General features: G+C 70.3%; 16 protein-coding genes. 11 read left to right on the top strand and 5 right to left on the bottom strand.

Annotated features, from left to right (window positions below):
* Window positions 1-333: 333 nt before the first annotated feature.
* Together ACSRUE_RS43355 and ACSRUE_RS43350 are read left to right on the top strand one after the other, a co-directional pair.
* On the top strand, window positions 334-1,392 hold the full coding sequence (locus tag ACSRUE_RS43355) for a glucuronyl esterase domain-containing protein (RefSeq protein ID WP_441293190.1): 1,059 nt from the start codon (window positions 334-336) through the stop codon (window positions 1,390-1,392).
* A 274-nt stretch (window positions 1,393-1,666) separates the two neighbouring features.
* Window positions 1,667-4,342 carry a hypothetical protein gene (locus ACSRUE_RS43350; RefSeq protein WP_441288689.1) on the top strand — a complete coding sequence of 892 codons (2,676 nt, stop codon included), beginning with the start codon at window positions 1,667-1,669 and terminating at the stop codon, window positions 4,340-4,342.
* A 56-nt stretch (window positions 4,343-4,398) separates the two neighbouring features.
* Here ACSRUE_RS43350 and ACSRUE_RS43345 read toward each other — a convergent pair whose 3' ends face one another.
* Complete coding sequence (locus tag ACSRUE_RS43345) at window positions 4,399-4,716, bottom strand: hypothetical protein (protein WP_441288688.1); 318 nt, start codon at window positions 4,714-4,716, stop codon at window positions 4,399-4,401.
* A 534-nt stretch (window positions 4,717-5,250) separates the two neighbouring features.
* On the opposite strand from ACSRUE_RS43345, the gene ACSRUE_RS43340 reads away from it, so the two are divergent.
* The 6 genes from ACSRUE_RS43340 to ACSRUE_RS43315 all read left to right on the top strand — a co-directional run bounded on the left by ACSRUE_RS43340 (window position 5,251) and on the right by ACSRUE_RS43315 (window position 13,321).
* Window positions 5,251-7,503, top strand: coding sequence for a heparinase II/III domain-containing protein (locus tag ACSRUE_RS43340; RefSeq protein WP_441288687.1), 2,253 nt, complete (start codon window positions 5,251-5,253; stop codon window positions 7,501-7,503).
* Between the two features lie 25 nt (window positions 7,504-7,528).
* Window positions 7,529-8,728 (top strand): glycoside hydrolase family 88/105 protein, encoded by a 1,200-nt coding sequence (locus ACSRUE_RS43335; protein ID WP_441288686.1) that lies wholly within the window; start codon window positions 7,529-7,531, stop codon window positions 8,726-8,728.
* A 237-nt stretch (window positions 8,729-8,965) separates the two neighbouring features.
* Entirely contained in the window at window positions 8,966-9,736 is a 771-nt protein-coding gene (locus tag ACSRUE_RS43330; RefSeq protein ID WP_441288685.1) for an ABC transporter ATP-binding protein, read from the top strand.
* A complete protein-coding gene (locus ACSRUE_RS43325) occupies window positions 9,733-10,854 on the top strand; it encodes an efflux RND transporter periplasmic adaptor subunit (RefSeq protein ID WP_441288684.1) in 1,122 nt (373 codons plus the stop codon). Before ACSRUE_RS43330 ends, ACSRUE_RS43325 begins: the two co-directional genes overlap by 4 nt.
* A complete protein-coding gene (locus ACSRUE_RS43320) occupies window positions 10,851-12,077 on the top strand; it encodes an ABC transporter permease (RefSeq protein WP_441288683.1) in 1,227 nt (408 codons plus the stop codon). Before ACSRUE_RS43325 ends, ACSRUE_RS43320 begins: the two co-directional genes overlap by 4 nt.
* Window positions 12,020-13,321 carry an ABC transporter permease gene (locus ACSRUE_RS43315; protein ID WP_441288682.1) on the top strand — a complete coding sequence of 434 codons (1,302 nt, stop codon included), beginning with the start codon at window positions 12,020-12,022 and terminating at the stop codon, window positions 13,319-13,321. The genes ACSRUE_RS43320 and ACSRUE_RS43315 overlap by 58 nt, the downstream gene beginning before the upstream one ends.
* A 113-nt stretch (window positions 13,322-13,434) precedes the next feature.
* On the opposite strand, the gene ACSRUE_RS43310 is transcribed toward ACSRUE_RS43315, so the two are convergent.
* A complete protein-coding gene (locus ACSRUE_RS43310) occupies window positions 13,435-14,721 on the bottom strand; it encodes an MFS transporter (protein WP_441288681.1) in 1,287 nt (428 codons plus the stop codon).
* A gap of 323 nt (window positions 14,722-15,044) precedes the next feature.
* Window positions 15,045-15,536, bottom strand: a complete 492-nt coding sequence (locus ACSRUE_RS43305; RefSeq protein ID WP_441288680.1) for an N-acetyltransferase family protein — start codon at window positions 15,534-15,536, stop codon at window positions 15,045-15,047.
* 45 nt (window positions 15,537-15,581) lie between these two features.
* Here ACSRUE_RS43305 and ACSRUE_RS43300 point away from each other — a divergent pair, with 45 nt between their 5' ends.
* Together ACSRUE_RS43300 and ACSRUE_RS43295 are read left to right on the top strand one after the other, a co-directional pair.
* Window positions 15,582-16,271: a YqiA/YcfP family alpha/beta fold hydrolase gene (locus ACSRUE_RS43300; RefSeq protein ID WP_441288679.1), complete on the top strand. Its 690-nt coding sequence runs from the start codon at window positions 15,582-15,584 to the stop codon at window positions 16,269-16,271.
* 285 nt (window positions 16,272-16,556) lie between these two features.
* Window positions 16,557-17,351, top strand: a complete 795-nt coding sequence (locus ACSRUE_RS43295; protein ID WP_441288678.1) for an alpha/beta fold hydrolase — start codon at window positions 16,557-16,559, stop codon at window positions 17,349-17,351.
* Between the two features lie 18 nt (window positions 17,352-17,369).
* Here ACSRUE_RS43295 and ACSRUE_RS43290 read toward each other — a convergent pair whose 3' ends face one another.
* Window positions 17,370-19,169, bottom strand: a complete 1,800-nt coding sequence (locus tag ACSRUE_RS43290) for a protein kinase domain-containing protein (protein WP_441288677.1) — start codon at window positions 19,167-19,169, stop codon at window positions 17,370-17,372.
* Window positions 19,170-19,411: 242 nt separating this feature from the next.
* On the opposite strand from ACSRUE_RS43290, the gene ACSRUE_RS43285 reads away from it, so the two are divergent.
* Window positions 19,412-20,170, top strand: coding sequence for a type IV pili methyl-accepting chemotaxis transducer N-terminal domain-containing protein (locus tag ACSRUE_RS43285; protein WP_437761317.1), 759 nt, complete (start codon window positions 19,412-19,414; stop codon window positions 20,168-20,170).
* 75 nt (window positions 20,171-20,245) lie between these two features.
* Here the strand turns inward: ACSRUE_RS43285 and ACSRUE_RS43280 are convergent, their stop codons facing one another.
* Complete coding sequence (locus ACSRUE_RS43280; RefSeq protein ID WP_441288676.1) at window positions 20,246-21,820, bottom strand: hypothetical protein; 1,575 nt, start codon at window positions 21,818-21,820, stop codon at window positions 20,246-20,248.
* Window positions 21,821-21,830: the final 10 nt, after the last annotated feature.

Below are 21,830 nucleotides of genomic sequence, written 5' to 3'. Positions count from 1 at the left end.
CGGCCCGCTGTCGCGTCGGTCACCGGCAGCGGAGGCACGATCGTCGGCACGGGCGCGTCCTCCTCGTCGAGCAGCAGCGCGTCGTCGAGCAGCAGCGCGTCGTCGAGCAGCAGCGCGTCGTCGAGCAGCAGCTCGGGGGCGGGCGGCTCGGGCGGGGCAGGCGGCTCGGGCGGTGCGGGCGGCTCGGGCGGCTCCGGCGGGTCGGGCGGCTCCGGCGGGTCGGGCGTGAGCACGGGCGCGGTCGAAGACAGCGGCGCGAGCTGCCCCAGGCCGACGCTGCCTGCCGCCTCGTCTCTCCCGGTGTTCGACACGCATCACGATCCGTTCCTGAGCTTGAGCGGTTCACGCATCACGAAGAAGTCGGAGTGGGCGTGCCGGCGCGCGGAGATCAAGTCGCAGGTCGAGACGTATGAGTCCGGTTCGAAGCCTGTGGTGTCCAAGGACAATGTCGCGGGGCAGTTCTCGGCGAACAGGCTGACGGTCAGCGTCAACGACGCAGGGAAGAGCGCCTCCTTCTCCATCAACATCAGCCGGCCTTCCGGCGCGCCTGCTGGTCCGATCCCGCTCGTCATCGGCATCGGTGGCAACAACCTCGACACCAGCGTGTTCACGCAGAACGGCGTCGCGATGGCGACCTTCGACAACAACGCGATGGGCGCTCAGAACGGCGGCGGCTCGCGCGGGACGGGCACGTTCTACAACCTCTACGGCAGCAACCACTCGGCCAGCTCGATGATCGCGTGGGCCTGGGGCGTGAGCCGGATCATCGACGCGCTGGAGAAGACCCCGGGCGCCAACATCGACCCGAAGCGCATCGCGGTGACGGGTTGCTCGCGCAACGGCAAGGGCGCGCTCACGGTCGGCGCGTTCGACGAGCGCATCGTGCTGACGATCCCGCAGGAGTCGGGCGCCGGCGGCTCGGCGAGCTGGCGCGCCTCGCAGGCGGGCGCCAACGCCGGGGAGAACGTGCAGACCCTGTCCAGCGCGGCCGGCGAGCAGCCGTGGTTCCGCGCGAACTTCGGCTCGACCTTCGGCAACCGGGTGACGTCGCTCCCGTTCGACCATCACATGGTCATGGGCCTCGTCGCGCCGCGCGCGCTGCTCGTCATCGACAACAGGATCGACTGGCTCGGCATCAACAGCACCTTCACGGCGGGGTCCATCGCCCAGCAGATCTGGAAGGGGCTCGGGGTGCCGGACAGGATGGGCTACTGGCAGACCGCCGCCCATGCCCACTGCGCGTTCCCGTCCTCGCAGAGGGCGGCCCTCGATGCGTACGTGAAGAAGTTCCTCGTCGGCGGCGGCACCGCGGACACCAACCTGCTCAAGGGCGACGGGGCGACCGCCGATCTGAACAGGTGGATGAAGTGGACGGCGCCGACCCTCCAGTAGCCGCTCGGGGCGACGGGGCGCCTCGCAAGGGGCGCCCGGACCGGTGAGCCCCTGATCGGAGCGGCTCGCGGCCGGCGTCTGTACACGCACTTCAATTTTCTTGTGGCGCGCTGGATGCGTGGGCACGCCGGACGGACGATTTTGGCCCAATCCCTCCCGTCCTTGTGATCCAATCGGAGAGCCCGCCGCGGGCGGCGCAGCCTGCGCCGTCTCCCTGCGCCCGACCGCGCCTGTCCATGGCCGAGATGCGTCTCGGGGCCGTTACCAGAACGCCATGAAGAAGGTGTCTCAGATGCGAACGCACGGTAAGAACAGAACAGCGCTGCATTGGGTGATCGTGATGGGAGGCGCGCTGCTCGGCGTGCTCGAGAGCGGCGCGACCGCGATGGCGCAAGCCGAGGGGTACTTCACGAGCTGGCAGGCGATCGAGCCAACGAACCCCGAGATTGTCCAGAACGGGGGAGACATCGTCGCGGTGGGGTGGGCAGAGCGGGGCGACTACGACGACGTGATCATCAGCAACACCCTGGCCGGGGTCCCCACGGGGCTCGAGACCAGGGGGTGGGGCCTGGCGACGCTGGACCCCGCGCTCGACTGGATCAGCAGCAACGGCTATGCGCTCGATTACCTGTTGATGGACATCGAGGGGGACACCCAGACGCAATACGATCTGCTCCTCGACAACGTCGACCGCGTTCGAACCGACCCAGACCCGAATATCTCGGGGGCGTACGTGGGCAACTATGGCTACTACCCTGGGATGAGCGTCGATACGTCCGGCGCGTGGCCCTGGAATGTCGGTGAGCAGTACAAGATTGATCGAGAGGACATCTACTATACGTCAGGCATCAATGTCGCGATGCCGGTGGCGTACAGCTCGAGCCAGTCGGCGTTGCATGTCGCCTCCTCGATCAATGGCGTGCCTTATGTCGGCGGAACGGCGCCCACCCAGATCTCCGCGATCTTCTGGCAGGGGCTCGAGACGGTGAGCGTGGCGGCGCGCCACCTTCCTGCTGGTGATTTGTTGATTCCCTATATCGCGGACTTCGTCAACAAGCCCAACTATGGTGTGCCTCAGTCGCAGGTCCTCCTGCCGACGGACAACGTCGCGCAAGTCCAGCACTACCGGCTCCGCGGGGCGAATGGGTTCAGGACGTGGGAGGTCAACGTCAACCAGTCGGGGGCGACCACCTACTACTATCAGACGTATGGCAACGTCGTCACCGCGACGCTCGCGTTCACTGCCGACATGGCCGACGCGTGGCAGGCGCTGGACGGCGTGTTCGCGCGGGACGGCGAGCTGCGTACCCTCAACCTGGCGACCAACAAGAACGCCGGCATCGAGTGGTCCGGCGTCCAGAGAGGCGGCCGCGTCGATGTGCTGGTGAGCAACATGAACACCACGACGCAGCACGCCGACTGGTCTCCTGTGGCGGCGCTGCCCTCCCAGTCGCCGGACGTCGCTTACCACGACCACGTGCGCCTTCAGTATGAGGCCTGCACCATGGATCGCGAGGACTACGAGCAGCACGTCTTTGGCAACGCGATGAACAACCAGGGCGCGAACAGCTGGACGGGGGCGAACCCGGACAAGTTCGCGATCGGCTCGCCGCCGGGGAGCGGGAACGTCTCCGGGCAGAGCATCGTCTCCACGGGCGGCTACAACGGCAAGGTGGCCTGGTCCGCGTTCGATGGTCCGAGCTTCAACAGCACGGACAAGGTCGTCTACTCGGGTCTCCTCTACAATGCCATCTCAGGCGTCACGTTCGAGCCGATCAACGTGGCCGGCGGGAGCCCGACGGGCTACGCCGTCCCTGCCTACCAGGGGCCGACCGTCTCCATGGCCTGGGGGGCGCTCCGCCTTCGTTCCGGCTACGACGGCGGAGATCTCTATCAAGCCGTCAACATCCCCGCCACGATGGGCAAATGGCTGGAGGTGAAGATGGTCGTCAACCCCACCGTGGGCACCGGCCTCGGTTCGCTGTACGTCCGCAATGTGACGGACGGGCAGAAGGGCTTCACGCGCGTCGTCTTCGACAATCTCAACACGACCGGCGTGACCGAGCGGGTGCTGTTTGTGCCGCTCCTCATGGGCGTGAACAAGAACCCGTCCAATTTCAACGGGTTCATCGTGGCGGCCTACGGCGACGGCAACGCCGTGGATGACCTCTCGATGGGGTACTACGTGCCGCAGATGAATGACAATTTCGACCATTATCAATCTGGCGTCGCCATGGACAGTCAGGTCGTTCCGCAGCTCGTGTGGAAGGGTCCGGCCTCCGGCGGGCCAGGGCAGCTCACGGCTTCCGCGCCGTACGGTACGGGCAACACCTCGACGCTCGCGGTTCGTCCGACGGGGGCGAGCGCGGCCAGCGCCTGGTGGGAGACCGAGCTGACCGGCCACGACGCGAGCGACCTGACGGTCTATTCCGGCCAGCTGTACGGCACCACAGGGGTTTACTTTGCTCCTGTCAACACGGCCACCAGCGCGAGCAACGGCCTTACCCCGAACAACTACGTCGGGTTCCTTGTGCAGTTCGAGCAGGGGGAGCTGCGCCTCCGGGGGTCGCGGGACAGCGGTGAGCTGTACAAGGCGACCAACTTCGCGCCGGCCTCGGGCAAGTGGTATGACATCCAGGTGCAGGTCGACCCGAACCGCGACATCGACGGCGTCGCGGGCGGTGACTTCGGCGCTGCGCGTGTCTGGGTGAAGAACCTGACGGACAACACCGCGCCGGTCCTCATCGATTTCGACAAGATGTCCACGACCGGCGTCGTCGAGTCGTTGCTGGAGGTGCCGCTGTTCCTGAACGCGACGACCCGGAACCCGTCCAAGTGGAACGGCTGGGAGATCAGCGGTATCAACTCGAGTGTTCAGGTGGATAACCTGCGCTCGGCGCTGTATCCGTACCTCGATTTCGTCGGCCGGAACCAGTACATCGCCGATTGATCGCTCGTCAGCGCGGCCCGGCGCCCCCGTGGGCTCGAGAGCGGGTGACCGTCGCTCTAGGCGCTCCCTCGGGCCCCTCCCTGGCCCGGGCGCCCTCCGGTCAGCCGCTGTCCGAGGAGCTGCTTCGCGCGCTCCGCGCGCTTCAGCTCCTCCTGCCGGACCTCGCTGAAGAAGGAGGCGAGCTCTTGATCACCCTGCTGCTTCGCATCCTGGATGTACTGGGAGTGGGTCTGCGCGCCCTTGAGCGTATGGTAGAGCACGCTGACCAGGTTGTAGTCCTTGTCGGGGATCACGCTGCTCTCGGTGCGGCCCTCCTGTAGGCCAGCGCCCTGCTGCCCCTGCGCGCCCATTCCCTGCTTCTGCTCGGTCGCCATATCAAACCTCCTCGACTCCCCCCACCGGGGCCGGGCAATGCAAGCGGGAGACCGCGCGGCGGGGAGCCCCTGTGTCGAGGGTTCCGCGCGAGCGGCGCGGTCGCTCCACCCCGCTCGTCGCGTCCTGCAAGAGCAGGCAGACGCCCGCGCAGGATCGCGCCACCCTGCGCGATCGCGCCCCCTCACGCGGAGAAGGCCGCGGGCGCGCTCGACGCAGCCCGCGACAGGCCATCGCAACAGGCGCTGCTCAGCCCGCAGGACACGCTCCCCGGGGCGCCCGACGCGATGACCCCGGCGACCTCACAGATGGCTCCTCCTCTCCCGCTTTCTCCTCGTTACCGCGCGTCGCCAGCCTTGTTCTCTCCGCTTTGGTCGGATCTTCCGGCGTGTCGGCGGCTGCCGAGACTGCCCATCGTGGACACGTGGTGATCGCCCCCACGGCAGCGAGAACTCGGGCCGCTCCAGGCCGGGACGAGCTGATACGCTGCGCCTCACGCACCAGCTCGTCCCTCCGAGCCCTCGCCCCGTCCTTCCATGAAATCACGATCTCGCGGCTTTGCTCTCCCTCTTCACACCCTCGCTCCGGCGCTCGCGTGCGCCGCGCTCGCGGCCGCGGCGTGCGGCACGGACGCCCCCGGGCCGAGCGAGCCGCGGGACACCGGCGTCCATCCGCGGCTCCTCGCGCGCCCGGAGCACCGCGACCTCCTGCGCTCGCGCGTCGATCGCGAGCCCTACGCCTCGATCCTCGCCACCCTGAAGCGCCGCGCCGACCGCCCCTACGAGGAGGAGCCCGACCCCGCTTCATGGGACCACAAGACGAACGGCAACAACGCCTCGACGGCGCAGGCGAATGCCCTCCTCGCCTGGGCCTTCGAGGACCGGGCGGCGGCCGACAAGGCGCGCGAGTTCCTGCGCCGCCTCCGGACCAGCTGGGACACGAACACGGTCCTCGACATGAACATCCGGATGGCGAAGGTCCTCATGGGGTACACGAACACGTGGGACCTCCTGAGCGCGACGCCGTGGTTCCCCGCCGAGGAGTCCGTCGAGGCCGAGAGCAAGATCACCGACATCACCGGTCAGTTTTTCGCCAAGTACATCGAGCACGATTTCTATCGAGATCTCCTGCTGCGCCCCGCGCAGAACAACCACCCTATCCGGACCGCCGACGCGATCGGCTATGTGGCGCTCGCGTTCCCCGAGCACCCGGCGGCCGCGACGTGGTGGAGCTGGTCGATCTCGGAGCTCGACTACCTCTGGGGCCCGGAAGGCCAGTACGTGCAGCCCGACGGCGGGGCCTCCGAGGGCCCGTATTACTCCGGCTTCGCCTGGGGCCCCACGGCGGCGTTCTTCATCGCCCTCGACAACGCGCTCGAGGGCGAAGCGGCCTTCACCCGCGACTGCCGTACCCGCTCCGACGAGGACCCGTGGGCCGGACACGGCTGCGTCGACGGCGAGCAGGGCGCGCTGGAGGTCCCGCTGCGCGGCGGGCTCTTCACGAAGGCCGTCGACTGGTCGCTCTCGCTGCGCCTCCCCTGGGGCAGCCGGCCCCCGGTCGACGACGGGGTCTTCACCCCGTTCAACGGGAGCCCGCTGCTCACGTCCTTCGGCGGAAGCGGGGAGTACCTGTGGGACTGGGAGCAGAACCGCGACCCCCAGGCCATGGAGTTCGGCGCCGACCTCGTCGCCCATCACCTGCTCTACGTCGACGACGCCGTGGCCCCCGAGGCGCCGCGCTTCCTCACGCGCTTCTTCCCCGACACCGGCCACGCGGTGTTCCGCTCGGACTGGGGCGACGACGCGCGCTGGCTCCTGCTCCTCGCGGAGCACGGCTCGGCGCGCAAGGCGATCCACGACCACGTGGACGGGACGTCGTTCTCCCTCGCGGCCTACGGAGAGTACCTGTTGATCGACGCCGGCTACTACAAGCCCGATTCGCTCGACAACGCCAAGACCAGCCAGTCGCCGTCGCACAACGTGATCCTCATCGACGGCCGATCCGCGCCCGACAAGGGGCTCTTCAACGATTTCGGCGACGCGGACGCCTTCCTCCGGAACACCCACGACGGCGACGCCGTCGACTACGCGGAGGCGCACCAGGACTACCAGGACACGCACGTCGAGCGATCCGTGGCCTTCATCGACGGCCGCTACGTCGTGGTCGGCGACCGCCTCTCGACGTCGCACCCGGCGGCCCGCGCGCACGCGTGGCGGCTGCACGGCTACGCCGGGCTCACGTCCGGCGGCACCTTCGAGCTCCTCCCCGACGGCGGTCGATGGGAGCGGGCGCGGGCGGGCGTCGAGGCGCGCGTGCAGTCGACGTCGCCGGGGCTCGCGGTCGTGGAGCCGCCGTACACGCCGCTCACGGTGCCCCACGTCCACGAGTTCGAGGAGGACCGCGAGGCCGCCGACCACGCCGTCATCGACGCAGCCGTGCAGGCCGAGGCGCCGGGGTTCCTCGCGGTGCTCCTGCCCTACAAGGTCGGCGTGGACGCGGGCCCCGACGCGCCCCTCCAGGCGGCGCCGATCGCGGCGGAGCCCGGCGTCGTCGCGTGGCGGATCGAGAGCGACGGCGGGACGGACGTCGCGGTGCTGCGGAGCAAGGGAGCCGCGGAGGCGCTGGCGCTGCCCGGGGGGCAGGTCCTCGAGACCGACGCGGAGCTCGTCGTGCTGCGGATCGAGGGCGAGCGGCCGTTCGCGCTGATGGCGCGGGGGACGAGGGTGCTCCTCGACGGGAGCCCCCGGCTCACCGCGCCCGACGCCGCCGGCATCGCCGTGGAGGAGTGAGATGCCGCCGAGCGCTCGCCCTCCCATGTCGCGCACCTCGCGCCTCCGCGCGCTGCTCGTCGCTGCCGCCGCGTGCGCGGCGGCGGCCGGCGGGTGCTCGGGGGACCCGGGCGCCGGGCAGCCGGGCAACGCCGGGGCGGGATGCACCCCGATCTCGCCGTCGGCGGAGGACGCGTTCGCGCGCGAGCGCGCACCCGACTCGGAGAACATCGCGCTGGCGCGCGCCATCGCCGACCGCTGGATCGCCGAGCACCCGGCGGAGTCGCTGCCGTGGGACTGGGGCGAGGGCACGGTCATGCTCTCGCTGGTCGACCTGTACCGCGTCACGCAGCACGCCCCGTACCGGGACTACTACCGGCGCACCATCGACCACCACCTCGAGTACGGCTACGAGATCACGACCAGCGACCGCTGCCCGCCGGCCATGGCCGCGCTCGCGCTCCACGAGGAAACGTGCGCGGCCCCCTATGCGAAGGTCGTCGACGACGTGCTCCGCTACCTCTACGAGGAGGCCCGCCGGACAGAGCAGGGCGGCATCAGCCACCTCGGCGTGTCGCCGCTGTTCGAGCCCACCCTCTGGGTCGACTCGCTGTTCATGTTCGGCAACGTGCTCGTCCGCGCCGGCGAGCGCTCGGGCGAGGCGCGTCCGATCGACGAATTCTCGAATCAATTCCAGATCTTCGCGTCGCTCCTCCAGGACGAGCCCGGGCTCTTCCGGCACGCGTACGACTGGGCGGCGCCGCAGGATCCGGGCGTGTACTGGGCGCGCGGCAACGCCTGGGTCACGGCGGCCGGCTACGAGTACCTCCGCGTGCGCGCGGCGCGCGGGGAGCGCGACGACGCCGTCGCCGGGGCGCTCGAGCGGCAGGTCGCGGCGGTCCTGGGCGCGCAGGACCAGGACAGCGGCCTGTGGTGGACCATCATGAACCGCCCGGGCGAGATCTACCTGGAGACGAGCGCGACGGCCCTCTTCGCCGTCGGGCTCGCGCGCGGGTTGCGCCACGGCTTCCTCGACGCCTCGGTGCGCCCCGCGATCGACCGCGCCATGGCGGGCGTGCGCTCGCGCATCGAGGAGGACGGGGCCGGGCGGCCGGTGGTGACCGGCATCTCGGGGCCCACGACCGTGGGAAAGCTCGAGGATTACGCGGCGGTCGAGCTCCGCGACGACCTCTCGTACGGCGTCGGGGCCGTGATCCTGGCGCTCGTCGAAACGTCCGGGCTGTAGCGCTGCCAGCGCCACGCTCGCCGTGGCCTCGGCGCGCGAGCGCCGCGCTCCTGCGCTGCGGTTGCCTTGCTGCTGCGCTTCGCTTACGCCTCAGCGCGCTCGCCGGCCTTCGCTGCGTGATGGCCGGAGCGACGGGAGCGGCGCACCCTGGTGCGTCACGCGCGGGTCAGGCGAACCGGGCTCGCGCGCGCCTCGGCCGTCCCGCGGACGGCGCGCAGGCCACCGCCGAGGACCCTCATGTCTGCACTCGTGAAGCTCGACGCGATCACCAAGGTCTACTGGATGGGCGAGGTGGAGGTGCAGGCGCTCCGCGGCGTCTCGCTGGAGCTCTCGCGGGGCGAGATGGTCGCCATCATGGGCGCCTCGGGGTCGGGCAAATCGACGACGCTCAACGTGATCGGCACGCTCGACCGCCCCACCGGCGGCCGTTACCTCCTCGACGACGAGCCGGTCGAGGAGCTCGACGAGGTCGAGCTGGCGCAGCTCCGGAACCGCAAGATCGGGTTCGTCTTCCAGTCGTTCAACCTCCTGCCGCGCGACACCGCGCTCGCGAACGTCGAGCTGCCCATGGTCTACGCCGGCGTCCGGCCGGCCGACCGGCGGGCGCGGGCCGCGCGGGCGCTCGCGCGCGTCGGCCTCGAGGACCGGGCGCACCACCTGCCGAACCAGCTGTCCGGCGGCCAGCAGCAGCGCGTGGCGATCGCCCGCGCGATCGTCAACGAGCCGCCGCTCCTCCTCGCGGACGAGCCGACCGGCGCGCTCGACTCCGCCACCACCGGGCAGGTCATGGAGCTCTTCTGCGCGCTGCACGCGCAGGGGATGACCGTCGTCGTCGTGACCCACGACCGCTCGATCGCCGACTACGCCACGCGCGTCGTCACCTTCCGGGACGGCGCCATCGTCGAGGACACCGGCCCCCGCGGCCGGCGCGTGGACGTCTCATCATCGGTTCCTGGACCAGCGCCATCGGTTCCTGGACCGTCGTCCCCTCCTGGAGGCCTCTCGTGAGCGCCCGGCGCCGGCGGCGCCTCTGGCCGTGGCTCGTCGGGGCGCTGGCGCTCGCCGGGGGCGGCGCCGTCGTCCTCGCGAAGGCCGGCGGGGGCCCCGCGCCCATCGACCCCGCGCTCGTCGTGACCGCGAAGCGCGGCGACCTCGCCGTCGAGATCCTCGAGACCGGGCGCATCGAGGCCCGCGAGCAGGTCGAGCTCAAGTCCAAGGTCGCGGGCCAGGTCGCCGAGGTGCTCGCGGACGAGGGCGCCCGGGTCCAGAAGGGCCAGCTGCTGCTCGTGCTCGACCCGACCGACTACGAGCGCGAGGTCGCCCGCGCCGAGGCCGAGCTCGCCCGGGCCAGGGCCGCCGCGGGCTTCGCCAAGCGCGTGGTCGCGCAGCGGACCGCCGGCGTCGAGGCCAGCGTCGTCCCCTCGCAGGAGCTCGACGTGGCCAAGCACGACCTCACCGAGAAGACCGTCGCCATCCGGCTCGCCGAGGTCGCGCTCAGCGCCGCCAGGGACCAGCTCCGGTACACGAAGATCTCCTCGCCCCTCGACGGCACCGTCATCCAGCGCAACATCGAGCCCGGCGAGGTCGTCACGCCCGGCGTGCAGTCGACCTTCAACGGCAAGGCGCTGCTCACCGTGGCCGATCTCTCGAACCTCGTGGTCAAGGTGGACCTCAACCAGATCGACGTGGCCAAGGTCGCGCTCGGCCAGACGGCGACCCTGACGCTCGACGCCCTGCCCGGCAAGACGTACGCGGCCAGGGTCACCAAGATCGCGCCCGCCTCGGTGAAGCTCGAGGGCCGCGAGGTCGACGTCTTCCCCGTCGAGGCCGAGCTCACCCAGATCGACGGCCTCATCAAGCCCGGCATGACCGCCGACGTGCGCATCCGGCTCGACAGCAGGCCGGGCGTGGTCTCCCTGCCCATCGAGGCCGTCGCCGACGAGGGCGGCAAGCAGCTCGTCACGCGCGTCGTCGACGGCCCCGACGGCAAGCAGACGACCGAGAAGGTCGAGGTCGCGCTCGGCGCGCGCAACGACCGCGACGTCGAGATCGTGAACGGCGTCCCGGAGGGGGCCCGCGTGCTCATCAACCCGCCCTCGGCGGCCGCGAACGAGACGAAGATGTGAGGTGGTCCGCCTACCTCGCGATCGCCGCGAAGGCCCTCTCGGCGCACAAGCTGCGGTCGCTCCTGACCGTCCTCAGCATCACCCTGGGCGCCTTCGCCATCGTGCTCATGACCTCGCTCGCGGAGGGCGGCCTGCTCACGCTGGGCCGCGGCATCGAGCAGCTCGGCGGGGCGCGGCTCATCCTCGTCGTCCCGAAGCAGCCGGAGCGCGCCGAGCGGAAGAAGACGATGTACGTCACCGGCTTCACCCGCCGGGATCGCGATCGGCTCGCGCGCGGCGTCCCCCACGTCGCCGAGCACACCATGTACGCCATGCTCGGCTCGCGCGACGTCACCTCCGATGAGGGCAAGGAGGATCGCACCGACTTCATCGCGGCCGACAGCGGCTTCCTCGACGCCTTCCGGATGCCCGTCGCGCGCGGCCGGACGTTCTCCGACGAGGAGGACCGCCGCCGGGCCCGGGTCTGCGTCGCCGGCCCGAAGCTCGCGGCGCGGCTCTGGCGCGGCGACCCGATCGGCCGGTGGGTGACGGTCGGGGCCCTGCGCTGCCGGGTCATCGGCGTGCTGGCCGACGCCGATCGGATGGGCGTCAACTTCGGCTTCAGCTGGGTCGACCTGCTCGTCGCCCCGCTCGACACGGCGGCGGACGTCGAGAAGGCGGTGAGCACCTCGGCGCTGCTCGTCATCAAGACCGACGACGTCCGCAACAACGACCCGGTGAAGCGCATCGTCAACGCGCTCCTCGTCGATCGCCACCACGGCGTCGACGACTTCACCCTCCTCGATTTCAGCAGCATCATGCAGAAGTTCGAGGCCATGTTCACCACGATGAAGGCGATCGTCGGCCTCATCGCGGGCGTCGCGCTGCTCATCGGCGGCGTGGGCGTGATGAACATGATGCTCGTCAGCGTGTCCGAGCGCGTGCGCGAGATCGGCATCCGCAAGGCGCTCGGGGCGTCGCCGCGCGACATCAGCGCGCAGTTCCTGGCCGAGGCGGCGCTGCTCTCGGGCTTCGGCGGCCTGCTCGGGGTCGCCGGCGGCGCCGCCGCGGCCGAGCTCGCCTCGGCGGTCATCCGCCGCTTCACGCCGAGCTGGATCGGCGCGGTCTCCACGCCGGCCGTTGTCGCGGCGCTCCTCGTGTCCTCCGGCGTGGGCGTGGTCTTCGGGTGGCTGCCGGCCCAGCGCGCGGGCCGGCTCGACCCCGTGGCGGCGATGCGGCGATGAGGCTCGACGATCTCCTCCACTCGACGCGCGCCGTGGTCGCCGACCGGACCCGCGCCGCGCTCACGCTGCTCGGCATCATCATCGGCACCGGCTCGATCGTGCTGCTCGCCTCGCTGCTCGCGGGCGGCGAGGAGGCGCTCCTCCGGGCGAGCCAGCAGGCCGTGGAGGCCGACCTCATCCAGGTCCATCCCGCGGAGGTGAGCGTCGGCGACAGGCGCCGCACCCGGCGCGATCTCTCGCGGGACGACGCCCGCGCGCTCGCCGCCTCGCGCGCCCTCGGCGGCGCCTCGGCCCTGAGCGAGTCGGTGCGCCCGACCGAGGCCCGCGCCGGCGGCAAGAAGAAGCGGATCTCCCTCGTCAGCGCCGTGCCGGCGGCGCCGGCCCTCTACGACCTGGAGCTCGCGGCGGGCCGGTTCCTCGTCGATGCGGATCTCGCGGCGCGGCGGCGCGTGTGCGTCGTCGGCCACGAGGTCTGGGCCGAGCTCTTCGGCGGCCCTCCGGCGCGTGCCGCGCAGGCCGAGCCCCTCCACATGACGGCCGACGGCCACGTGTGGACGGTCGTCGGCGTGCTCCAGGACCGGCCGATCCTCGGCTCCACGGACGACACGAACATCTGGAACCGCAAGGTCCTCGTCCCGGAGACCACCTACGACGCGCTCTACGCGCCGTCGCACAGGACCGACCGCCTGTACGTCCGGCAGGATCCGCTCGTCACCGTCCGGACGCCGCTCGCCGCGCTCCGCGGCGTCATCGACGCGACGCTCCAGCGCCGCCATCACGGGGTCAAGAACTTCAGGATCGAGGACGAGGACAGCCACGGCCAGGAGCGGCTCGTCCTCGACATCATCAAGATGCTGCTGCTGAGCACCGGCGTTGTCGCGCTGATCGTGGGCGGCATCAACATCATGAACATCATGCTGGTGACCGTGACCGAGCGGACGCGGGAGATCGGCATCCGCCGCGCGGTCGGGGCCTCGCCGCGCGCGATCTTGCTGCAGTTCCTGTGCGAGGCGGCGGCCGTCTCGCTGCTCGGCGGCGTGCTCGGCGTGCTCTCGGGGCTCGCCCTCTCCTGGCTCGCCAGCGCGCTGCTCGCGCGGATGGTCGGCCGCTGGGCGTTCCAGGTCGAGCCCTGGTCGCTCTTCCTCGGCCTCGGCCTCTCGGTCACGATCGGCGTGGTCTTCGGCTTCTACCCGGCCTGGCGCGCCTCGCGGCTCGACCCGATCGAGGCCCTCCGCGCGGAGTAGGGGGGTGGGGTACTTTGGCCGAAGGTGAGGTTTTTTGAGCCGCCAAGGCGCCATGAGACGCCAAGAAAATATCAATGATCTTGGCGTCTCATGGCGCCTTGGCGGTTCCATCATTACGTCGTCGCGGCGGCGTCGGTCGTTCCGCCGCCGTCGGCGCTCTGCTCGGGATCTCGCTTCGCGTGCGGGAAGCGGTCCATGCGGCTGAGCACGGGGAAGCCGAGGGCCCACAGCGCGGCGACAACGACGGTGGCGCTGCCGCCGAGGAGGATGGCGGGGAGCAGGCCGAACCAGCTGGCGGTGAGGCCGGACTCGAACTCGCCGAGCTCGTTGGAGGCGCCGATGAACACCGCGTTGACCGCGCTCACCCGCCCTCGGATGGAGTCGGGCGTCTCGAACTGCACGAGGATGTGGCGGATATAGACGCTCACCATGTCGCCTGCGCCGACGAGGAACAGGGCGATGAGCGCGACGGTGAAGCTCCGCGTCTGCCCGAGGGCGATGGTGGCGAGCCCGAACACCGCGACGCCGCCGAACATCCAGCGGCCCACCCGGCGCGTGATCGGCCGGAAGGCGAGGACGCCGGCGGTGATCGCGGCGCCCGCCGCCGGCGCCGTGCGGAGCAGGCCGAGGCCGGTCGGGCCGGCGTGGAGCACGTCGCGCGCATACGCGGGCAGGAGCGCGACCGCGCCGCCGAACAGCACCGCGAACAGGTCGAGCGAGATGGCGCCGAGCACCGCCGGCTTCGACCAGACGAAGCGCAGCCCCTCCAGCACCGCGCTCCACGACGTCGGCTCGGCGCGCCTCGCCTGCCGGGTCGCGCGCACGAGGCTCATGAGCACGAGAGAGACGAGGAGCAGCGCGCCGACGGTCGAATACACGATCGTCGACCCGGCGAGGTAGAGGAGCCCGCCGAGCGTCGGCCCGACGATGACCGCGACATGGAAGCTCGATGAGCTGAGCGCGACCGCCTTGCTGAAGCTGTCCTGCGGCACCAGGTTCATCAGGATCGCCTGCTGCGCCGGCATCATGAAGGCGCGCGCGCTGCCGAACAGCACGAGCACCGCGAACACGGGCCACACCACCGTCAGGCCCGACACCGTGAACGCGAGCAGCAGGAGGGAGCAGAGCAGCTCCACGGCGAGGCCGACCGTGATGATGCGGCGCCGGTCGAACCGATCCGCCGCCTGGCCGGCGAAGAGGATCAGCGCGAAGAAGGGCGCGAACTGGGCGAGGCCGATGAGGCCCAGATCGAAGACATCGCCGGTCAGCGCGTAGACCTGCCAGCCGATCGCGACGCTCTGGATCTGCACCGCGACCGCGGAGAGCAGCCTCGCCGCGAGGTAGAACGCGAAGCTCCGGTGGCGCAGCACGCCGAGCCCGGTGAGGTTGTTGGAAGACATCTCGGCGCCTGCGGCGGCCCTGGTGGGGCTTTGTGGGCTCTCGCTCATGTACGATGAGCACTAGGGCATATCGCGACCGAGTCCAGGAGTCGCGCCGCCGCTGTCAGCGCACGCGGGACGTGCGCCGGGCGATCCGCAATTCGCCATTCGCCATGAACCGCAACATCCGTACCAGGATCCCCGCGCTCGCGGTGGTCGTCTGGACGGAGCGCCCCGGGCGCGATCAGGCCGCGAGCGCGCCGAGGGGCCGCGGCGGCTGCTGCTCCAGCAGCAGCCGGTGGTGCTCGGCTGCGCCGCCACGAGCAATGCCCGAGGCGAGCGCGTCAGCCCTGCGCGAGCCGGGAGAGCGCCTCGCCGGTGAGGCGGTGGACGGTCCACTCGTCCATGGGCTTGGCGCCGAGCTTCCGGTAAAAGCCGAGCGCCGGCTCGTTCCAGTCGAGCACGGACCACTCGAGGCGCCCGAAGCCGCGCTCCACCGCGAGCTTCGCGAGGTGCACGAGCAGGGCCTTGCCGTGGCCTCCTCCGCGGTGCTCCGGGAGCACGAAGAGGTCCTCGAGGTAGATCCCGGGCTTGCCGAGGAAGGTGGAGAAGCTCTGGAAGAAGAGGGCGAATCCCACCGGGATCCCGTCCGCTTCGGCCAGGACGACCTCGGCTGCCGGCCTCGGGCCGAAGAGGTGCGCTTCGAGCTCTCTCTCGTCGAAGGTGACCTCGTGCGCGAGCCGCTCGTACTCGGCGAGCATCCGGATGAGGCGGGCGATGGTGGGGATGTCGGCGGCGGTGGCGGGGCGGATCATGGCGTCTCTCCGGCGGGTCATACCGCATCGTCGCGCCGCGGTGGAGGGAGTAGGCTCGCCGCCTGCATGACCATGACGCCGCCGCCCTCCGCCGCCGGCCCGCGCTGGCTGTACCTGCACGGCTTCGCCTCGGGCCCGAGCTCGACCAAGGGCGTCCGGATTGCCGCGCACTTGGAGGGGCGCGGGGTGGCCGTCGAGCGGCTCGACCTGCGGGTGCCCTCGCTCGAGCGCCTGCGCCTGAGCGCGATGATCGGCGCCGTGAAGCAGGCGATCGGCGGCGAGCGCGACCGGGCGGTGGTGATGGGCTCGAGCCTCGGCGGCCTCACCGCGTGCCGCGTCGCCGAGGAGGACGCGCGGGTGTGCGCGCTGGTGCTGCTCGCGCCCGCGTTCCGGATCATGGAGCGATGGCGGCTGCGGCTGGGCGAGGAGGGCTTCCGGGCGTGGGAGGAGCGGGGGTGGCTCGAGGTCGACGACTACGCGGAGAAGAAGCGAGCCCGGGTCGACTTCGGCTTCGCCGCCGACGCGGCCGAGCTGGATGAGCGCTCGGGGGGCTGGCCGGACGTGCGTGTGCCCACGCTGATCGTCCACGGCCGGAGCGACGAGGTGGTGGACATCGAGCTCTCGCGGACGTTCGCCGCGGGGAAGCGGCATGTCCGGCTCATCGAGGTGGACGACGGCCACGAGCTCGTCGCCTCGATCCCGCGCATCCTCCGCGAGGCGGACGAGTTCCTGCGCCATTTCCTCGTCGGCTGCTGAGGCATCACCTCGAATTCTTCGGAAAATTCACAGGGAGGCGGGGCGGGAAATATTCAAAATACTCCCTGTCTCCCCGCCTCCCTGTTCAAATTCTCCGCTGAAAAGGGCCGCCAGGACCACGGACACTGAACCTCTGTTCCGCGCAATACGCTCGTCGGCGGTCCCCTCACCAGCCGACTGGCATTCTATGCGAGAAGAGCACAGCTATCAAGAGCGAAGCGCGCCGCTTACAGATCGCGTGCGACCGGCCGCGGATCGGCCGCGGTCGAGCGATCGGAGGAGCGAATGGCGACAGCGACGGCCACCGGGCGCACCGCGCCCGTCAACGACATCGAGATGTACTACGAGCTTCGCGGCGAAGGGCCGCCGCTCGTGCTGCTCCACGGCTTCACCGGAGCGGGCGGGGACTGGGCTCACGTGTTCGACCTCGCGGAGCTCGGGTGTGGACACACGGTCATCGCCCCCGATCTGCGCGGCCACGGCCGCTCGACCAACCCGGCTGGCTCGCTGACGATCCGCCAGTGCGCCTCCGACGTGTTCGCCCTCCTCGACCACCTGGGGGTGAAGGCGTTCCGGGCCATCGGCCTCAGCTTCGGCGCCAAGTGCCTCCTGCACCTGGCCACGCAGCAGCCGGATCGCATCGAGTCGATGGTCCTCGTGTCCGCGACACCGTACTTCCCGGAGCAGGCCAGGGCGATCATGCGCCTCGTCTCCGACGAGGGCCGCTCGGAGGAGGAATGGCGGGACATGAGGAGCCGCCACGCGCTCGGCGACGCGCAGATCCGAGCGCTGTGGAGTCAGCCGCGCCGCTTCGCGGCCAGCCACGACGACATGAGCTTCACGCCCCCCCACCTGTCGACCATCACGGCGCGCACGATGATCGTGAGCGGCGACCGCGATCCCCTCTACCCGGCCGAGATCGCCCTGGAGCTGTACCGTGCCATCCCGCGCTCCTGCCTGTGGATCGTACCGAACGGCGGACACGGCCCCATCTTCGGCGAGTGGAAGGAGCCGTTCGCCCGCGCGGCGCTGGCGTTCCTGCGCGGTGATCCGGGCGAGCAGGCGGTGATCCCGGCATAACGAGGGAGAGGCGCGGCGTCACTGTGCGCCCTCGGCGCGCTCCTCCGCCGGCGCTTGCGCGCCGAGCTTCGGAAGCCGGACGCTCAGCGTCTTCGTCTCTCCCGGCTCCACATTGACCATCAGCGTCCTGGAGGCATGCCCGGGGGCGGACAGCACGAAGCGGTGTCCCTCGCCCACCGTGAGCCCCTCGATCCTGGTGCGATTGCCCTTCCAGAGCTTCCCGTCGACGACGACGCTGGCCGGCGGATCGACCCAGAGCACCACCGTCGCCGTGAGCCTCTCCAGATCGGCCACGATCTCCTTGAAGCGCGCCTCGTCGCTCAGCTTCACGGCCGTGCGGTACGGCTTGTATCCGTCTCGGGTGAGCTTGATGTGGAGCTCGCGCCCGAGCGGAAGCTCGTGGAGCTTGGCCGGCGTGGCGACGGGGTGACGCTCGCCGTTCACCCAGAGCGTGCAGCCCTCCGGCTTGCTCGTGATCTCCAGCGAGCCCTTCGCCTCGACCGGCGCGGGCGGCTCCTGACGGCTCGCCTGGGCGTCGTGGACCATCGTCATGAACTCGGCGTGCCGCTCCGAGAGCTGCCCCTGCATGTAGAGGAACCCAGGCACGAGCGCGAGCGCGCTGGCGGCCGGGATGAGCGCCGCAACACCTCCCTTGCCCGCGAGCGGCGGCGGGCTGCTCAAGGTCGCCGGGCTCGTGCTCGTCGGGACGCCGCTCTGGGAGACGGTCGCGCCGCCGCTCATCTCCAGCGACCAGCGCTGCTGCTGCGCCGCGATCACGTCGATGAGCTGCCGGACGCCGAGGAGCGCCTCCTTGTGGCGAGCGAGCTTGTCCCGGAAGAGCGACTCCATCCATGCCGTGAGGCCCATGGGCGAGGCGGGGATGCGCTCGTCGCGGATGAGCTCCTCGAGCGCGGCGTGCATCTCCCGGGCAGACTGGTAGCGATCCTCGCGCCGCTTCTCGAGCGCGCGCAGGACGATCTTCTCCAGCCCCTTCGGGTAGCCGGGCTTGATCGCGCTCGGGAGGGGGTACTCCGAGCCGTGGATCTGGAGGAGCGTCCTCATCTGGGTACCGCCCTTGAACAGGCGCCTTCCCGTCGTCATCTCGAACAGGACCACGCCGGCGGCGAAGATGTCCGCGCGATGGTCGATGCGACCCCCCGCCACGTGCTCCGGGGCCATGTAGGCGAACTTGCCCATCAGCACGTTCTCTCTCTGCTCTTCGACGTCGCCGAGCTCGCTCCGCGCGATGCCGAAGTCGACGATCTTCACGTCGCCCGTGTAGCTCACGACCACGTTGCGCGGCGAGATGTCCCTGTGGACGATGCCGAGCGGCGCACCGTCGAGGCCGCGCTTGTCGTGGATGTACGCGAGCCCAGCGCAGACGCCGAGGATGATGCTGAGCGCGTGCTCGAGCGGGATCCCTCCCGGGTCGCGCTCCGCCGCCTCGCGCACGATCGAGCCGACGTCCTCGCCGTGGATGTGCTCCATCGCGATGAAATACGTCCTGTCCACCTGCCCGGCGTCGAACGTCTGGACGATGTTGGGATGCGAGAGCGTCGCCGCGATGCGCGCCTCGCGGAGCAGCATGTCGATAAGCGACGGATCCTGGTTCATCGAGGGCAGGATGCGCTTGATCACGACGAGCTTCTCGAAGCCGAAGGACGAGCGATGCAGCGCGAGGAAGATCTCCGCCATGCCCCCCGCCGAGAGCTTCGACAGGAGCGTGTATTTGCCGAACTGTTTCGGCAAGAGCTCAGGTGCGTTTCCGGCTGCGCTCGACGGCGCGCCGCCCGCGGCCAACGCGGTACGCTCTTGCATGAGACATTCTCCTGGTTCCAGTGGACGCTACGGCAAGGCCAGCGCAAAGGGGCCTCATGAGGAGCGTTCTCAGGCGAGTCTTACCATGGAGCGGTCATGAGATGTCAGCTTATTTGAGCGCGTCCGCCTGAAACGGCGGAGCGCGGGGCGGCGCGCGCAAAGCAATCTTCGGAAACATGAGCGATACATATTCGTTTCAATGCTCGGGTAATGTCTCCCTCCTCGTCCATGGAGAGAGAACAATGGCGCAGGTTTCCTCCGAGCTCCTGGCACCGACCCGCCGGTTGACGCGCCTGTACGTCAGCGCGCTCGGCGCCGTGGCGCTCTTGTCGGTCGTGGCGCAGCTCCTCGTGCAGCACGCGTTGAACCAGCAGACGAGCGACGCGCACGTCGTCAACGTGGCCGGGCGCCAGCGAATGCTCAGCCAGCGGCTCAGCAAGGCCGCGCTCACGTTCCAGGTGACCACCGACCCCGCCGAGCGCAAGGGCCGCGCCGACGAGCTGGCGCAGGCGATGGCGCTCTGGGAGCGGTCGCATCGCGCGCTCCAGCACGGCGATCCCGGGATGGGCTTGCCGGGGAAGAACACGCCGGAGGTGACCCGCATGTTCCAGGCGATCGAGCCGCTGCACCAGAGCATGCTCCGCGACGGGAAGGATCTCCTCGCCGCGGTCGGCGCCGGCGGCGAAAAGCCGGTGGAGGCGGCCGCCATCCAGCCGATCGTCGCCGCGATCCTCGCCGCGGAGCCGGGCTTCCTGAGCGGGATGGACCGGGTCGTCTCTCGGTATGCCCACGAGGCGACCGCGCGGATCGAGCGGCTCCGGCTCGTCGAGCTGATCCTGCTCTGTGTGACCCTGGGGGTCCTGTTTCTCGAAGGGCTCTATATCTTCCGCCCGGCGGTGCGCGAGATCCGAAGGACGATCAGCCACCTCGTCCAGGCCAGGGGGCACCTCGACAACACGGTCCAGGCGCTCCGGGCGATCGCTGGTATCGGACAGCCGTGATGCTCACCGGCTCTCCGTGACCGCCTGTCCGACCCCCACCGCCGCCGAGCGGCGTTCAGCGGGCGAAGGCGGCGGTCACAGCCAGCCGCAGCCGCCGTCGAAGTCGAGGGGGGGCGTGGGCTCCGTGGACGACTGCGATGCACGACAGGCATCCTCGATGTTCTGTCGCAACATCAACATCAGGTTGTTGTCGTCCTGGATGTCCGTGTCCGAGTACTTCCCGAGCCACGCCCCGATCGGCGGCTTCATCATCTCGATGACCCCGAGCGAGCGCCGGCAGTCGCCCGCCTGGTAGAAGTCGAGCGCGCCGCGCAGCGCCAGGTACATGTTCAGCATCATGTACGGCTTGCCCGAGCCGCCGTCGGAGATGTTCCACCACCTCGAGTCGGGGTTCTGCCCGGGAGGCAGCGCGTTGAGCAGGGTGGTGTCGACGTCCTGCGCGGCTCCGTCCTTCGCCGAGGTCCAGCCTGCCGTCACCTGGAAGGCCGCCTTGTCCGGCCCGATGTCGTCGGCGAGCGACGCGTCGCCGAGGAGCTCCACGAACAGACCACCACCGCCGCCGCGGCGGCTGCCGCCCACGTCGGTCGCGCCGTCGCGCTGGCCGATGAACAGCGCCGGCATCTCCAGGGCCGCGCCCGCGGCGCTGGCTGTCGCCCGCTTCGTCCCGTAGATGCGCCCCACCTTGTAGCCGGCGGACGGGGTCACCTCCAGGCTGAAGTCCGTGGCCAGCGGGAAGAGCGTGGTCTTCCCCTCTTCCGAGAGCAAACCGCCGAGGTCGCCCGGGCTCAGCGCGTAGGCATATGTGCCCGCGCCCATCGAGCCCAGCGCCGACGGGATCCTCACCAGGAAGCTCTCGCCCACGCCGATCACGCCGAACGCCGTGCCGTTCTCCACCAGCGCCTCGCCCAGACCGAGGATGCGGTCGGGGTCCGTGATACCGCTGGTCGCGTGCCCGCTCGTGAGCAGGAGCACGCGGTGCGCGCCCTCGAAGCCCGCGGCGTCGCCCTCCTCGAACGCCTTCTCGGCGGCGGCGATCCCCTCGTAGAGGCCGACGAGCTCGCCGGCGCCGTTGCCGAGGCGCTCGTCGTCGATGAGGCGCGTGAGCTCCGCCGACCCCGGCGCTGCGAGGAAGGCGCGGCGCTCGACCCTCTCGCCATAGCGGATGACGCTGACGCGGTCCTCGGGACGCAGGCCCGCGAGCAGCCCTGCCATCCCCGTGTCCAGCGCGTTCTCATCGATCTCGGCGAAGCGGCTGTTCTCGACGGCGATCGCCAGGTGAACCGGCGGCCTGTCCAGCCTCGAAGGGTCGACCGCGGTGTTCATCGCGACGAAGGCCATTGTCCAGTTGCCCCCGTTGAAGCGCGGCGCCACCGCGAGGAACGGGTGAACGCAGACGTCCTTGCCGCAGTCGGCGTCGGGCAGGTCGATCGCGTGCTCGGCGAAGAACCCGACCGGATCCAGCGTGTCGAGCGTGGGCACCTTCCCCGCGTTCACGATCGCGCGGAACTGCGAGATGTCCTGCGCCCCGCCCTGGGCCACGTTGACCGAGCCTGCGGGGACTTCGCTGCCCGCGCCGCCGTCGCTCTGGGTGGAGCAACCGACGGCGGCGGCGCAGAGGCCGAGTGAGACAAGCTTCATCTTCGACGACATGTGGCTTCTC

Source organism: Sorangium sp. KYC3313 (genome assembly GCF_052075895.1).
Lineage (GTDB): Bacteria > Myxococcota_A > Polyangia > Polyangiales > Polyangiaceae > Sorangium > Sorangium cellulosum_B.
The sequence above is the reverse complement of the archived record's forward strand: the minus strand, read 5'-3'. Positions and strand labels throughout refer to the sequence as shown.

Coding starts and splice junctions, on each gene's coding strand:
- ACSRUE_RS43300 (WP_441288679.1), top strand. CDS start 15,582: ATGACCATGACGCCGCCGCCCTCCGCCGCCGGCCCGCGCTGGCTGTAC.
- ACSRUE_RS43310 (WP_441288681.1), bottom strand. CDS start 14,721: ATGTCTTCCAACAACCTCACCGGGCTCGGCGTGCTGCGCCACCGGAGC.
- ACSRUE_RS43290 (WP_441288677.1), bottom strand. CDS start 19,169: ATGCAAGAGCGTACCGCGTTGGCCGCGGGCGGCGCGCCGTCGAGCGCA.
- ACSRUE_RS43330 (WP_441288685.1), top strand. CDS start 8,966: ATGTCTGCACTCGTGAAGCTCGACGCGATCACCAAGGTCTACTGGATG.
- ACSRUE_RS43335 (WP_441288686.1), top strand. CDS start 7,529: ATGTCGCGCACCTCGCGCCTCCGCGCGCTGCTCGTCGCTGCCGCCGCG.
- ACSRUE_RS43285 (WP_437761317.1), top strand. CDS start 19,412: ATGGCGCAGGTTTCCTCCGAGCTCCTGGCACCGACCCGCCGGTTGACG.
- ACSRUE_RS43345 (WP_441288688.1), bottom strand. CDS start 4,716: ATGGCGACCGAGCAGAAGCAGGGAATGGGCGCGCAGGGGCAGCAGGGC.
- ACSRUE_RS43350 (WP_441288689.1), top strand. CDS start 1,667: ATGAAGAAGGTGTCTCAGATGCGAACGCACGGTAAGAACAGAACAGCG.
- ACSRUE_RS43305 (WP_441288680.1), bottom strand. CDS start 15,536: ATGACCCGCCGGAGAGACGCCATGATCCGCCCCGCCACCGCCGCCGAC.
- ACSRUE_RS43295 (WP_441288678.1), top strand. CDS start 16,557: ATGGCGACAGCGACGGCCACCGGGCGCACCGCGCCCGTCAACGACATC.
- ACSRUE_RS43280 (WP_441288676.1), bottom strand. CDS start 21,820: ATGTCGTCGAAGATGAAGCTTGTCTCACTCGGCCTCTGCGCCGCCGCC.
- ACSRUE_RS43340 (WP_441288687.1), top strand. CDS start 5,251: ATGAAATCACGATCTCGCGGCTTTGCTCTCCCTCTTCACACCCTCGCT.